This window comes from Pseudomonas syringae (genome assembly GCF_002157375.1).
GTDB lineage: Bacteria > Pseudomonadota > Gammaproteobacteria > Pseudomonadales > Pseudomonadaceae > Aquipseudomonas > Aquipseudomonas syringae_T.
In genome coordinates, this window is the sequence record NZ_MTSA01000016.1 from 1 (window position 1) to 13,176 (window position 13,176).

Annotated in this window: 12 protein-coding genes; 8 read left to right on the top strand and 4 right to left on the bottom strand. The window is 61.8% G+C overall.

Annotated elements, in window-relative coordinates:
* Positions 1-1,745 precede the first annotated feature (1,745 nt).
* From BW686_RS19690 to cbiE, 3 genes are read right to left on the bottom strand one after another with little or no spacing between them, the layout of a single operon-like run.
* Positions 1,746-2,468 carry a cobalt-precorrin-6A reductase gene (locus BW686_RS19690; protein WP_084919180.1) on the bottom strand — a complete coding sequence of 241 codons (723 nt, stop codon included), beginning with the start codon at positions 2,466-2,468 and terminating at the stop codon, positions 1,746-1,748.
* A complete protein-coding gene (locus tag BW686_RS19695; RefSeq protein ID WP_084919181.1) occupies positions 2,465-3,577 on the bottom strand; it encodes a cobalt-precorrin-5B (C(1))-methyltransferase in 1,113 nt (370 codons plus the stop codon). The genes BW686_RS19690 and BW686_RS19695 overlap by 4 nt, the downstream gene beginning before the upstream one ends.
* Positions 3,577-4,779, bottom strand: coding sequence for a precorrin-6y C5,15-methyltransferase (decarboxylating) subunit CbiE (cbiE, locus tag BW686_RS19700; protein WP_084919182.1), 1,203 nt, complete (start codon positions 4,777-4,779; stop codon positions 3,577-3,579). Before cbiE ends, BW686_RS19695 begins: the two co-directional genes overlap by 1 nt.
* 136 nt (positions 4,780-4,915) lie before the next feature.
* Here cbiE and cobG point away from each other — a divergent pair, with 136 nt between their 5' ends.
* From cobG to BW686_RS19740, 8 genes are all read left to right on the top strand, one after another.
* Positions 4,916-6,256 carry a precorrin-3B synthase gene (gene cobG, locus BW686_RS19705; protein WP_256898950.1) on the top strand — a complete coding sequence of 447 codons (1,341 nt, stop codon included), beginning with the start codon at positions 4,916-4,918 and terminating at the stop codon, positions 6,254-6,256.
* Positions 6,253-6,879, top strand: coding sequence for a precorrin-8X methylmutase (locus tag BW686_RS19710; RefSeq protein WP_084919184.1), 627 nt, complete (start codon positions 6,253-6,255; stop codon positions 6,877-6,879). The genes cobG and BW686_RS19710 overlap by 4 nt, the downstream gene beginning before the upstream one ends.
* Positions 6,879-7,610: a precorrin-2 C(20)-methyltransferase gene (locus BW686_RS19715; RefSeq protein ID WP_084919300.1), complete on the top strand. Its 732-nt coding sequence runs from the start codon at positions 6,879-6,881 to the stop codon at positions 7,608-7,610. Before BW686_RS19710 ends, BW686_RS19715 begins: the two co-directional genes overlap by 1 nt.
* On the top strand, positions 7,610-9,313 hold the full coding sequence (cobJ, locus tag BW686_RS19720) for a precorrin-3B C(17)-methyltransferase (RefSeq protein WP_084919185.1): 1,704 nt from the start codon (positions 7,610-7,612) through the stop codon (positions 9,311-9,313). The genes BW686_RS19715 and cobJ overlap by 1 nt, the downstream gene beginning before the upstream one ends.
* 346 nt (positions 9,314-9,659) lie before the next feature.
* Positions 9,660-10,484 (top strand): hypothetical protein, encoded by an 825-nt coding sequence (locus BW686_RS19725; RefSeq protein WP_084919186.1) that lies wholly within the window; start codon positions 9,660-9,662, stop codon positions 10,482-10,484.
* Between the two features lie 57 nt (positions 10,485-10,541).
* A complete protein-coding gene (locus BW686_RS19730) occupies positions 10,542-11,234 on the top strand; it encodes a hypothetical protein (protein ID WP_084919187.1) in 693 nt (230 codons plus the stop codon).
* On the top strand, positions 11,234-11,866 hold the full coding sequence (locus tag BW686_RS19735) for a hypothetical protein (RefSeq protein WP_084919188.1): 633 nt from the start codon (positions 11,234-11,236) through the stop codon (positions 11,864-11,866). The genes BW686_RS19730 and BW686_RS19735 overlap by 1 nt, the downstream gene beginning before the upstream one ends.
* Positions 11,867-11,901: 35 nt before the next feature.
* Positions 11,902-12,537 (top strand): hypothetical protein, encoded by a 636-nt coding sequence (locus tag BW686_RS19740; RefSeq protein ID WP_084919189.1) that lies wholly within the window; start codon positions 11,902-11,904, stop codon positions 12,535-12,537.
* Between the two features lie 6 nt (positions 12,538-12,543).
* Here BW686_RS19740 and BW686_RS19745 read toward each other — a convergent pair whose 3' ends face one another.
* Positions 12,544-13,140 carry a MarC family protein gene (locus tag BW686_RS19745; protein WP_084919190.1) on the bottom strand — a complete coding sequence of 199 codons (597 nt, stop codon included), beginning with the start codon at positions 13,138-13,140 and terminating at the stop codon, positions 12,544-12,546.
* Between the last annotated feature and the right edge of the window lie 36 nt (positions 13,141-13,176).

Sequence of the window (13,176 nt, forward strand, 5' to 3'; positions counted from 1 at the left end):
TTGCATTGATCTTGTGGGAGCGAGCTTGCTCGCGAAGGCGGACTGGCGGGCGCGTCAGATTTCCTGTGGTTTGTCAGGCCTCTTCGTGAGCAAGCTCACTCCCACATGGGCGTTGTCGATCATGCGGTAGCGACCGGGGCGGCGATCCGCATTGCTCGCGAGTGCTGCCGCTCAAAGCTTGCATTGATCTTGTGGGAGCGAGCTTGCTCGCGAAGGCGGACTGGCGGGCGCGTCAGATTTCCTGTGGTTTGTCAGGCCTCTTCGTGAGCAAGCTCACTCCCACATGGGCGTTGTCGATCATGCGGTAGCGACCGGGGCGGCGATCCGCATTGCTCGAGAGTGCAGCCGCTCAAAGCTTGCATTGATCCTGTGGGAGTGAGCTTGCTCGCGAAGGCGGACTGGCGGGCGCGTCAGATTTCCTGTGGTTTGGCAGGCCTCTTCGTGAGCAAGCTCACTCCCACATGGGCGTTGTTGATCATGCGGTAGCGACCGGGGCGGCGATCCGCACTGCTCGCGAGTGCTGCCGCTCAAAGCTTGCATTGATCTTGTGGGAGCGAGCTTGCTCGCGAAGGCGGACTGGCGGGCGCGTCAGATTTCCTGTGGTTTGTCAGGCCTCTTCGTGAGCAAGCTCACTCCCACATGGGCGTTGTCGATCATGCGGTAGCGACCGGGGCGGCGATCCGCATTGCTCGCGAGTGCTGCCGCTCAAAGTTTGCATTGATCCTGTGGGAGTGAGCTTGCTCGCGAAGGCGGACTGGCGGGCGCGTTAGATTTCCTGTGGTTTGTCAGGCCTCTTCGTGAGCAAGCTCACTCCCACATGGGCGTTGTCGATCATGCGGTAGCGACCGGGGCGGCGTTCCGCATTGCTCGCGAGTGCTGCCGCTCAAAGCTTGCATTGATCCTGTGGGAGTGAGCTTGCTCGCGAAGGCGGACTGGCGGGCGCGTTAGATTTTCTGCGGTTTGTCAGGCCTCTTCGTGAGCAAGCTCACTCCCACATGGGCGTTGTCGATCATGCGGTAGCGACCGGGGCGGCGATCCGCATTGCTCGCGAGTGCTGCCGCTCAAAGTTTGCATTGATCCTGTGGGAGTGAGCTTGCTCGCGAAGGCGGACTGGCGGGCGCGTCAGATTTTCTGCGGTTTGTCAGGCCTCTTCGTGAGCAAGCTCACTCCCACATGGGCGTCGTTGATCATGCTGTAGCGACCGGGGCGGATGTCCGCATTGCTCGCGAGTGCTGCCGCTCAAAGCTTGCATTGATCTTGTGGGAGTGAGCTTGCTCGCGAAGGCGGACTGGCGGGCGCGTCAGATTTCCTGCGGTTTGGCAGGCCTCTTCGTGAGCAAGCTCACTCCCACATGGGCGTTGTTGATCATGCGGTAGCGACCGGGCCGGCGTTCCGCACTGCTCGCGAGTGCTGCCGCTCAAAGCTTGCATTGATCTTGTGGGAGTGAGCTTGCTCGCGAAGGCGGACTGGCGGGCGCGTCAGATTTCCTGCGGTTTGGCAGGCCTCTTCGTGAGCAAGCTCACTCCCACATGGGCGTTGTTGATCATGCGGTAGCGACCGGGGCGGCGATCCGCACTGCTCGCGAGTGCTGCCGCTCAAAGCTTGCATTGATCTTGTGGGAGCGAGCTTGCTCGCGAAGGCGGACTGGTGGGCGAGTTAGATTTTCTGTGGTTTGGCAGGCCTCTTCGTGAGCAAGCTCACTCCCACATGGGCGACCGGGCGGCGATCTCGTATTTGAGACAGTCTCAAAACTCCAGCCCCAACGCCCCAAACACCTCATCCACCCCCCAAAACACCCGATCCACTTCAGGCAATGGCGGGCGCTTAAGGATCAGGACGGGCAGGCCTCGTTCGCGTGCGACGTCCAGTTTGGGTTCGGTGGAGCTGCTGCCGCTGTTTTTACTGATCAGGACGTCGATATTGCGTTGTTCGAACAACTGACGCTCATCTTCCAGCATAAACGGGCCGCGTGCGCCGATCACTTCGCAGCGGTCGTTGCCGGGGTAGCTGTCCAGGGCGCGAAGGGTCCAGAACTGGTGTTCCGGGATTTCATGCACATGCTGCAAAGGCTCGCGCCCCAGCGTGAACAGCGGCCGCTTGAAAGGGGCCAGCGCCGTGACCAGCGCTGACCAGTCGGCCACTTCACGCCAGTCATCACCTGGACCGGCCTGCCAGGCCGCGCGCCGCAAGGCCCAGCAGGGGATACCCGTCATCTGCGCCGCAAGCGCCGCATTGTGGCTGATCTGTGCGGCATAAGGATGGGTCGCGTCCAGCAGCAGGTCGACACCCTGTTCACGCATGTACTGCGCCATGCCTTCTGCGCCGCCATAGCCACCGACTTTCAACTGACAGGCCAGATCGGCAGGCACCCGGCCCACGCCCGCCAAGCTGTAGATGTGTTCAGGCCCGAGCCTGCGTGCAATCGCCAGCGCTTCGGTAATGCCGCCCAGCAGCAGAATTCGTTTCATGGGATCTCTTTCTGTAGGTCAACGCCCGCCTGACCGACGACTCCGCCCTGGCGATCAATCGCGAACACTTCGACCCGAACGTTTGCAGGCACCACGCTGCGGGCGAACTCCAGTGCATGACGACAGACTTCGTCACCCAGTGGCACCCCGGCCGCAGCGCTCATCGCCAATGCTTGCTGACTGGTATTGGCGTGCAGGATCTGTTGTTGCAAGGCCTCGTCCGCGCCCACCTGCGCCGCCCAACGCGCCAATTGAGGCAGGTCGATGCTGGAATGGCGACTGTGCAGGTCCATATGGCCGGCCGCCAGTTTGCTGATCTTGCCGAAGCCGCCGCACAGGCTCAACTTATCCACAGGGACTTTACGCAGGTGCTTGAGCACCGCGCCGACAAAGTCGCCCATTTCGATCAGGGCGATATCCGGGATGTTGTAGACGCGACGCATGGTGTCTTCACTGGCATTGCCGGTACATGCGGCGATATGCCGGTAGCCATTGGTGGTGGCGACGTCGATGCCCTGATGGATCGAAGCAATGTACGCCGCGCAGGAAAACGGCCGGACGATTCCGCTGGTGCCGAGAATCGACAGCCCGCCGAGAATGCCGAGGCGCGGGTTCATGGTCTTGAGCGCCAGCGCTTCGCCGCCCTCGACGCCAATCGTGACCTCGAACCCGCCGCTGTAGCCGTGTTCTTCTGCCAGCCGCAGCAAATGCTCGCTCATCATGCGGCGGGGCACCGGGTTGATGGCCGGTTCGCCGACCGCCAGTACCAGGCCGGGACGGGTCACGCTGCCGACGCCCGCGCCCGCCACGAAGCGCACACCGGGGGCCGTTTCCAGCCTGACGCGGGCAAACACCAGCGCACCATGCGTGACGTCGGGATCGTCGCCCGCATCCTTGAGCGTCCCGGCCTCGGCGGCGTTATCCACCAGGCGGCAAAATTCCAGACGCATCTGCACCTGCCTGCCCTTGGGCAACACAATGTCCACCGCATCGCTGACCTGCCCGCTGAGCAATAATCTGGCTGCCGCCAGGCTGGTCGCGGTCGCGCAACTGCCGGTGGTCAGGCCGCTGCGCAGCGGGGCAGGTTGCTCGGCGGTTTCTTCGCGCATCAGGGTTTGACTACGTCCAGCAAGGTGATCGGCAGGGCCTGACGCCAGGTGTCGAATTCGCCAAGAGGCTGCGCTTGCGCGACGTGGATGCGCGTCAGCTCGCCGCCATGCCGCTCACGCCAGGCCATCAACGCGGCTTCGCTTTGCAGGGTCACGGCGTTGGCGACCAGTCGACCGCCGGAGCGCAGTTGCTCCCAACAGGTTTCCAGTACGCCGATACGCGTTACCCCGCCGCCGATGAAAATGGCATCCGGGCGTTCCAGACCACTCAACGCCTGAGGCGCACTGCCGCGCACCAATTGCAGGCCGGGTACACCCAGCGCATCGCGGTTGAACTCGATCAGTTGCTGACGGCCTTCATCGGCTTCGATGGCCATGGCCCGGCACGTCGGGTGAGCGCGCATCCACTCGATGCCGATAGAGCCGCAGCCCGCGCCGACATCCCACAGCAGTTCGCCCGGCACCGGCGCCAGGCGGGCGAGGGTGATGGCCCGAACGTCGCGTTTGGTCAGTTGCCCGTCATGCTCGAAGGCGCTGTCCGGCAAACCGGCCAGCGTACTCAGACGAATGGCGCCGGCATCGGCGCGACAATCGATGGCGACCACGTTCAGAGCCGCGATGTCAGGATTGCCCCATTCGCTGGCCAGCCCTTCGACGCGCCGTTCCGCTTCACCGCCCAGATGCTCCAGCACGGTCATGCGGCTCGGGCCGAAGCCTCGATCACGCAGCAGGCCGGCGATGATGGCCGGGCTGCTGCCGTCGTTGCTCAGGACCAGCAGGCGCACGCCATGATGAAAATGCGCGTTCAGGGCGGCTACCGGCCGGGCGACTACCGACAACGTGACGACTTCCTGGAGCGGCCAGCCCAGACGGGCCGCAGCCAGTGAATAAGAGGAGGGCGCTGGCAGAATACGCATTTCGTCGACAGCGACCACGCGGGTCAGGCTGGCACCGACGCCGAACAGCATGGGGTCGCCACTGGCCAGCACGCAAATCTCGGCACCGCGCTGCTCCAGCACCGGATTCAGCGAGAACGGGCTTGGCCACGCACGCCGTTCGGCGCGAATGCACGGCGGCAGCAACGCCAGCTGGCGCGGGCCGCCGAACACCTGATCCGCGTGCAGCAGAGCGTGCCGGGCGTTCTTGCCCAGGCCTTTGTAACCGTCTTCTCCGATTCCCACGACTGTCAGCCACGGCGACATGCACTTACCTCAATCCGAACTTCCGACAGAGCGCCTTTTCATGCCTGCGGACAAAGCAGGCATAATACCGCGCCCAATGGGGTACAAGTGCGCTAATCCATTTCCGTTTCCAGCCAGTTCACTATCGGGTGATCCATTGAACGAGCAGCAGTCCGCTCGCACATCGTCTGTCACGCTACGCCCCTCGGCCTGTCCGGGGTTGCTGCGTATCGTCCCGGCGCTGGACGGCGGGATCTGCCGGATCAAGCTGGCGGGTGGCGTCATGACCAGCGCCCAGGCACTGGCGGTGGCCGCCGCGGCGCAGACGTATGCGCACGGCGTGATCGAAGCCACCAACCGCGCGAATCTGCAGATTCGCGGCATCGGCGCAGCGCATGACCCGCTGATCAAAACCTTGATGGCCGCAGGACTCGGCCCGGCCAATCCGGCCAGTGACGATGTGCGCAATCTCATGCTCAGCCCCACCGCCGGGCTGGACCCGAGCATGCTGTTCGATGCCCGGCCACTGGCGGCGCAGATTCTGGACGCACTGGAGAGTCATCCGCGTTTCCACGAACTGTCGCCCAAGTTCGCGCTCTCGCTGGATGCCGGTGAAGCGCTGGTCATGCTGGAACATCCGCACGATGTCTGGCTGTCAGCGATGACACTGGACGGCGACGTGCTGCTGGCGTTCGGGCTGGCGGGCTGTCCGGCCCATGATCGACCGCTGGCCGCTGTACCGCTGGCTGCCGGTCAGGCGCTGGTTGTTGCGCTGCTTGAGCTGTTTCTCGATCTGGCCCGCCCCGAGCACACCCGTATGCGGCATTTGCTGGCCGAGGTGTCGACGGACGAGCTGTTGCGTCAGCTTTCGGCCCGGCTGAACGGCGCGTTGCGGGTTGAACAGGCCGTCACCAATTGGCAGCGTCCGCCCGTGCAGGGCAATCGCCATGTGGGTGTCTATCCACAACGGCAGCCCGGCAAGGTCGCGATCGGGGCGGTGGTGCCATTGGGGCGTCTTGACGCGACAATGTTGGCCACCGTTGCGCAACTAGCGGCCGATCAGGGCGACGGCACGTTGCGCCTGACGCCCTGGCAAAGTCTGCTGCTGCCCAATGTGGCGGTTGAGCGAGCGGCGACGGTGATGAGCGCGTTGCAGGCAGCGGGGCTGATCTGCTCGATCACCTCGCCGCTGGCGCAGATCGTGGCGTGTACCGGTTCTGCCGGTTGTGCCAAGGGGCTGGCCGACACCAAGGCCGACGCCCTGCAACTGGCCTCCGGGCTGGCGGCCAGTCAGGCCGTGCATCTGAGCGGTTGCAGGCGTTCCTGTGCCGCTGCCCATGTCGCGCCGGTGACCTTGCTGGCCGTTGCGCCCGGCCGTTACGACCTTTATTTTCGCGACGCAGCCCAGCCCGGTTTCGGTGTGCTGCGCGCGCGTGACCTTACTATTGAAGCAGTCGGTGCGCAGTTGAACGCCGACTCACGGAGCAGCATTGCATGATTGATTACATCCGCGATGGTCAGGAGATATATCGCAATTCCTTCTCGATCATTCGCGCCGAAGCGCGCCTGGACACGATTCCTGCCGACCTGGAAAAACTCGCCGTACGTGTGATTCACGCGTGCGGGATGGTCGAGGTCATCGAGGACCTGCGCTATTCGCCGGGTGCCGGTACAGCCGGGCGCAATGCGCTGGCCGCCGGTGCGCCGATCCTGTGCGATGCGCGCATGGTTTCCGAAGGCATCACCCGTACCCGCCTGCCGGCCAATAACCCGATCATCTGCACATTGCACGATGAAGGCGTGCGTGAAATGGCGCTGGAACGGGGCAACACGCGCTCCGCCGTCGCGCTGGAGCTGTGGCGTCCGTATCTGGAAGGCAGCGTGGTGGTCATCGGCAACGCGCCGACAGCGCTGTTCTATCTGTTGGAAATGCTCGATGCGGGGGCGCCCAAGCCTGCGCTGATTCTCGGTTTTCCGGTCGGCTTTGTCGGCGCAGCCGAGTCCAAGGCGATGCTTGCTGCCGACAGCCGTGGCGTGCCATTTGTGATCATGCAGGGTCGTCGCGGCGGCAGCGCCATGGCCGTGGCCGCAGTCAACGCACTGGCCACGGAGATCGAATGATGCAGGCACGCGGTCGATTGATTGGCCTGGGTGTCGGCCCCGGCGACCCGGAGCTGATTACCGTCAAAGCCCTGCGCTTGCTGCGCGAGTCGCCAGTGGTGGCGTATTTTGTGGCCAAGGGCAAAAAGGGTAACGCGTTCGGCATCATCGAAGCGCATCTGCAGGATCTTCAGACCCTGATGCCGCTGGTCTACCCGGTGACCACCGAAGCGTTGCCGGCGCCGCTGTCCTACGAGAAAGTCATCAGTGACTTCTACGACGAGTCCAGCCTTCAGGTGGCGGCGCATCTGGACGCCGGTCGTGATGTGGCGGTGATCTGCGAAGGCGACCCGTTCTTCTACGGCTCTTACATGTACCTGCACGACCGCCTGGCCGATCGCTACGAGGCCGAAGTGATTCCGGGTGTGTGTTCAATGCTCGGTGGCGCTTCTGTATTGGGTGCGCCGCTGGTGTACCGCAACCAGAGCCTGTCGGTGCTGTCGGGGGTGCTGTCCCACGACGACCTGAAACGCAAACTGGCCGATGCCGATGCGGCGGTGATCATGAAACTGGGGCGCAACTTCCATAAAGTGCGTGAAGTGCTGACCGAGCTGGGCATGGCCGGACGTGCGCTGTATGTCGAGCGCGCGACCATGATCAATCAAAAGATCGTGCCGCTGGATCAGGTCGATCCGATGTCTTCGCCGTATTTCTCGCTGATTATCGTCCCGGGTGACAGGTGGCAAGGCTGATGATTCTCGACACTCCCGCCATCGTCATTCTCGGAAACGGCAGCCTCGCCACGGCAAAGCGCATTCAACAGCTGTTTCCCGGTGCGCTGATTCAGGGGCTGGCCGAGCGTGTGCAAGGTGCCGACAGCACCTACAGCGAGTTCGGCACCACGTTGCGTCAGTTGTATCGGCAAAACACACCGATCATTGCCCTGTGTGCTGCGGGGATCGTGATCCGCACGCTGGCTCCGTTGCTGCTGGAAAAGGGCGCCGAGCCGCCGGTGCTGGCCGTGGCCGAAGACGGCAGCGCCGTGGTGCCGCTGCTGGGCGGTCTGGGCGGGGTCAATGTCATGGCGCGCAGCATTGCGAGCGGGCTTGGCGTTGCTCCGGCGATCACCACCAGCGGCGAGCTGCGCTTCGGCACGTGTCTGCTCAACCCTCCCAGCGGCTATGCGTTGGGCGATCTGGAACTGGGCAAACGCTTTGTCTCCGATCTGCTCGCCGGTGAGCCGGTGCGCATCGAAGGCGAGGCGCCGTGGCTCGCCCGGGCGCAACTGCCTGAAGACCCGCAAGCCGAACTGGCGATTCATGTCGGCTCTGCTTTGCGTGAACCTTCCGCCAATGAATTGCTGATCTATCCGCGTTGCGTGCTGGTGGCCGTCACTGAAATGACCGAGGAAACGGCAGCTCGGGTTCGTTCGGCCCTGCATGAGTCGCGCATTGCCGAACAATCCCTGGCCTGCCTGTTGGCCAGTGAAGACCAGATGGCCAATGTGTATTTGCATCAGGCCGCCGATGAGCTGGGCGTGCCTGTGCGCTTCCAGCCTGCCGCATCGGCCAGCCAGATGGCTACAGCTGCCGTGCCGCAACTATTGCCGCCGATCAGCGTCGGCGATGACATGGCCATTGCCATTGCCGCTCTGCCACTGGACGTGCAACGCATCGGTCGTGGGCGTGGCCGGCTGGCGGTGATCGGGTTAGGCCCCGGCGCGGCAGACCTGATGGTGCCTGCGGTCAAGGCCGAACTGGCGCGCGCCAATGACGTGCTGGGCTATGAAACTTACGTGCGCATGGCCGGGCCGTTTCGTGCCGATCAGGTGCTGCACTGCACCGACAATCGCGAAGAAATGCTGCGTGCCCGACATGCCTTCGAACTGGCCGCACAAGGGCGTTCGGTGGTCGTGGTGTCGTCCGGTGATCCGGGCGTCTTCGCCATGGCCTCGGCGGTGCTTGAAGCGCTGCATGAGTCCGACAACCCACACTGGCATGCCGTCGAGCTGGAGATTCTGCCGGGCGTTTCGGCGTCTCTGGCTACCGCCGCTCAGGCCGGTGCGCCGCTGGGTCATGATTTCTGTGTGCTGTCGCTGTCCGACAACCTCAAGCCGTGGGACATCATCGAAAAACGTCTCGACCTTGCCTGTCAGGCAGACCTGGCCCTTGCGTTCTACAACCCTATTTCCCGCTCCCGGCCCTGGCAATTGGGGCGTGCGCTGGAGATCGTCCGCCAGCACCGTCTTCCCGAAACGCCGGTCACTCTGGGCCGTGACATTGGCCGTCCGGGCCAGACATTGCGTGTCATCACGCTGGGCGAGTTGACCCCTGATCAGGTGGATATGCGAACGATGGTGCTGATCGGCTCCTCCCTGACCTGCACCTTTCCTCGCAACAAGGGTGGCAACTGGGTCTACACGCCGCGCTGGTACGGTAACAAGCCTACAACCTGAGCCGATGGCAGGTCAGAGCGACCTGCCGGGTTTGTGGGAAAGTGCTGAAGTTCTGGCGTGATGCTGACCTTGTGAGCCGGGTTTCCGGCTCACATGCCTGAGCGAAACGGTTATCTTCGCGCTGGCAGGCACGTAGTTCATTTCCCGATCCATTCTCGGAAACCTCCTTTCGTCCCGCGCCGCCGTGATGGAATCACCGCGCAGCGCTCTGCACTCCTCAGTAGAAACGTCAGACTGATGTCACGCAGTTGCCACGGCCAGGTCGTGGGCGTGCCGAAAAACAGCCTGATTTATTTCGCTAGTCTCGTGCTGTCCATCAGGACTCATGAATTAAAGGACTAATGAAATGAAACAGGAAATGCCTATGAACGCTATCGACACCCTTGATTACATCGCTGCTTGCGAGCTGGCTGAATACCCTGCGCCGTTGGCGGCATTTATGGCGAGCCGAAATGACGGATCGCGTCTGGTGGGCGGTTTGACTGACGCCGCCGAAGACGATGCGGTTGCCAAAGGCGCCTTGGTAGAAGGCAGTCTGGTCGCGTTTGCCGAGGGCGTGTCGCGCCAGAGCAAGGAGGACGTCATGGACTCCTTCCTGTTTGCCACGCTGGTGGCCAATAAGCAGTTCAGCCCTGATGCCCAAGGGGCTGAGTGGTACAACAAATTCAACGAAGTGCTTTCGAAAGTCGGCTGGCTGTCCACCCAGTGGAACTACGCCCGATATCGCGGCACCCAACAGCGTTTCACGATGGATGAAGTCGGCCTTGAAATTCTCGGCTCGGCCGTTACCGCGGCGGCGTTGCCTGGGCCAGCGTCGCTGCTGATGCTCAAAGTCGCCAGGGACGCCATCGAAGCCCTGAAAGCCAAGCAAGAGCCGCTGCGTATTTTCGAGCGGCAGACCAAGACCCACAGCGGCGGCAGTTTCCGTATTGCTTCCTGCGTCGAATCGGAAGACAAGACCTTGAACCTGGCAATGGCCGCCGTCAGCTTCAAGACCGGCAGTGACGTCACCAATGTCTTGTTCTGGGAATGGCAGGACACCGAAGTCGAGACCTGGAAGGGCGAGGACAATCTGGTGCTCAACACCGGTCTGTATTCCCTTCACCGGGAGCTGATTCGTCAGCGGCTGAGTGACACTGCCAAAGGCGCGATCGAGGAGTTTGAAATCTGATCGGTTTGTTCGCGGAGGCAATGATTGCCTCCGCTTTCGGGATAAAAGGAATTTCCCATGAAACAGGAATTGAATACCGCCGTCGTCAATGCGGGCTGCCTGCTGTTTTTTTCAGCACCGCAAGACGCCAGCTCGTACAGCGATGTCATGGACGCTTTGTTGTATGTGCAGTTGGCCGCTTCAAGAAAACACCTGAAATTTTCCGAGTGCGACAAGTGGAGTGAAACCTGGCTCGCTGCCGCCTTGCGCTTTGGCTGGGTACACAAAGCCAGTGAACATATCAGTGAGCCCTTGCCCGTCGAGCCTGTCGAGACCGTCTGGAGTTGCCTCGGTCGCGTACTTGCCGACGCGGTATCAACTGAGGCGATGAGCCGCATCCGTTCATTCATGAGTCAGGCGGGTGCCCAGCCGTCCAACAGCCAGGCGCTTCGCCTGCTGTCCGATAACGTACTGCAAAGCACATCGCACGGGGCGGAGCAAACGCAGACAACGCTCACCTTGCAAGTCGGTCTGGTTGACTCGCGGTTTAACCTGACCCTGGCGCAGCTTCACCTCGTCACCGGGCAGTCGTTGACCCCGGATTTCCTGTTTGAGCCCATCGAACCTGAAAGCCTGAAGGGCAATATCAGCCTGACGTTCTACTCGATGCAGTTGATGCCCCAGACGTACGCCCAGTATCGCGACCTGATTGATCAGGCGTTGTCGAACAGACGTCCTGCGCTGATCGAGCCGCTCCGGGGCAGCATTTGATGAGCACCCTTGAAGAAAGCCTGTTATCAGGCAAAAACCTGGTGTCCTTCGCCCATAACATCGCGCCGGGACTGCGGCAGGATATTCTGGACTGCCTGCTTTACGCTCAGCTCAAGGCTGATGAATCGGTGCCTCACCGGGACGACTGGCGCACGCGACAGGGGGCCTATCAGCGATCACTGGAGAAAAACGGAGCGAATCGCTACGCGGATGTGCGAGACCAGAGGGTGAAGATTCACCATCTCAGAGACCTTCGCAAATTGCAGCTTCCCGTTAACCGCTCTCCTGAACTTCACCAGCTCTACGGTCGTTCGCTCGACAAACTGATGACCAGCGAGCATGCCCAGGCGTTTTTCAGTTCATGGTTCACGTCCGGGCGCTCCGAGCATTTTCAGGTCGTGCCTTGCGCGATGCATAGCGAGGATGAAGCAACGATTGTGTTGTGCGCTCTACAGATGACAACAACGGCGCTCAGGCCGGCCCTTTATTTCTGGCAGATACTTGGCGGGGAAATGATGGTGCAGGCAGCAGCGGCCGGCTTTCGGTTCAGCTCAAAAGCTTTTGATCCTTATCGTCAGGCCGTTCAAGACACGCTCTCTGCTCATGCAGCGCGTGAAATCCTGCGCCTGTAACGCCGCGTGACAATCCCATGGAAGGGAGTAACACCATGAATGAAAACGCCGACAATGCTGCTTACCTGGGGGATATTCCCAGCCTGGTGACGTTCTTGCCGGGGCTATCGAGTCCGGACCAATCGGATATTCAAAGCGCGCTGCTGGACGCGCAACTGTTCGCAAGCAGGCAATTTGATTTCAAGACGCAGTGGAACAGCTGGATGCATTATTACCGCAACCGGCTCAAAGCCCGTGGTGTGCAGGAAAAAGGCGTGGTTTTGGGGGATTCGCTGGTAGTGAGCAATGTGGAGGACCTGATGCAGGCCACGTTCAACATCACCAGTGGCCCCGGTCGCGAACGCCTCGGCGCGATGGTGCAGCGCGGGTTTCAGGCGATGGCGGTGCATCAGGCTGCCGAGTCTTACTTCAAGCACGGCTTCGATCAAGGCCGCCTGGGCAGCTTTCAGATCGTGCCCTGCGAAAAGTACGACGCGACGCGAACCCTGATGCTGCTCTGCAGCCTGCACCTGAGTGTCGATGAGTATTCGGGAGGCGGTCGGAGGTTGCTGTTCCATTTCAAGGGCGGCATCTACACCTTTGACAGCCGCGCGTATGAGAGGCACCGGGAGGACGTGACACGCTATCTGGGCGGGAAGGCCCAGAGCCTGATCAGGTCGGCTTGCATCTGAGTCTGCTTACGGCAGCAGGTAGCCCCGGATGCCGGTGAATATGATCTGCGCGGCCAACGCACAGACGAACAACCCCATCAGACGGCTGACGATCTGCAGGCCCTGATCACCCAGAATGCGTTCGATGCGGTTGGAGAGGTAAAGCACCACTCCAACCGTCAGGCTGGCCAGGGTGATACTCAGAATAGCGGTGAGCTTGTCGTCCCAGTGGGGCTGGCTCACGCCCATGACCAGCAACGCACCGATGGTGCCGGGGCCTACAGTCAAAGGGATGGTCAACGGAACAATGGTCACATCCTGCTGAACATTATCGGTCTGCACGGCCGATTTGCCCTGAGCCATGCCCAGCGCTGAAATGAACAGCACACTGCCGGCGCCAATTCTGAATGCATCGACCGTGATCCCGAACACATCGAAAATCACTCTCCCGAACAGGTAGAGCAACACGCTGGAGACCAGTGTGGCGAGTGCCACTTTCCAGGCCAGGCGTCGCTGTTCCTTGCGCGAGTGGCCTCGGGTCAGGCTGATGAAGCAGGAAAGGACGAAAAACGGACTGTAAAGCACGAGCATTTTCAGATAAACGCTGAACAACACGTGAAGCATGGCTTCGACTCACAGCAGCTGGTGGATGGCGTCGCC

Excerpts from the sequence above, each read along its gene's own strand:
- BW686_RS19715 (WP_084919300.1), top strand. The coding sequence starts at position 6,879 with ATGCAGGCACGCGGTCGATTGATTGGCCTGGGTGTCGGCCCCGGCGAC.
- BW686_RS19695 (WP_084919181.1), bottom strand. The coding sequence starts at position 3,577 with ATGCGCGAAGAAACCGCCGAGCAACCTGCCCCGCTGCGCAGCGGCCTG.
- BW686_RS19690 (WP_084919180.1), bottom strand. The coding sequence starts at position 2,468 with ATGAAACGAATTCTGCTGCTGGGCGGCATTACCGAAGCGCTGGCGATT.
- BW686_RS19740 (WP_084919189.1), top strand. The coding sequence starts at position 11,902 with ATGAATGAAAACGCCGACAATGCTGCTTACCTGGGGGATATTCCCAGC.
- cobJ (WP_084919185.1), top strand. The coding sequence starts at position 7,610 with ATGATTCTCGACACTCCCGCCATCGTCATTCTCGGAAACGGCAGCCTC.
- BW686_RS19745 (WP_084919190.1), bottom strand. The coding sequence starts at position 13,140 with ATGCTTCACGTGTTGTTCAGCGTTTATCTGAAAATGCTCGTGCTTTAC.
- cbiE (WP_084919182.1), bottom strand. The coding sequence starts at position 4,779 with ATGTCGCCGTGGCTGACAGTCGTGGGAATCGGAGAAGACGGTTACAAA.
- BW686_RS19730 (WP_084919187.1), top strand. The coding sequence starts at position 10,542 with ATGAAACAGGAATTGAATACCGCCGTCGTCAATGCGGGCTGCCTGCTG.
- BW686_RS19710 (WP_084919184.1), top strand. The coding sequence starts at position 6,253 with ATGATTGATTACATCCGCGATGGTCAGGAGATATATCGCAATTCCTTC.
- BW686_RS19735 (WP_084919188.1), top strand. The coding sequence starts at position 11,234 with ATGAGCACCCTTGAAGAAAGCCTGTTATCAGGCAAAAACCTGGTGTCC.
- BW686_RS19725 (WP_084919186.1), top strand. The coding sequence starts at position 9,660 with ATGAAACAGGAAATGCCTATGAACGCTATCGACACCCTTGATTACATC.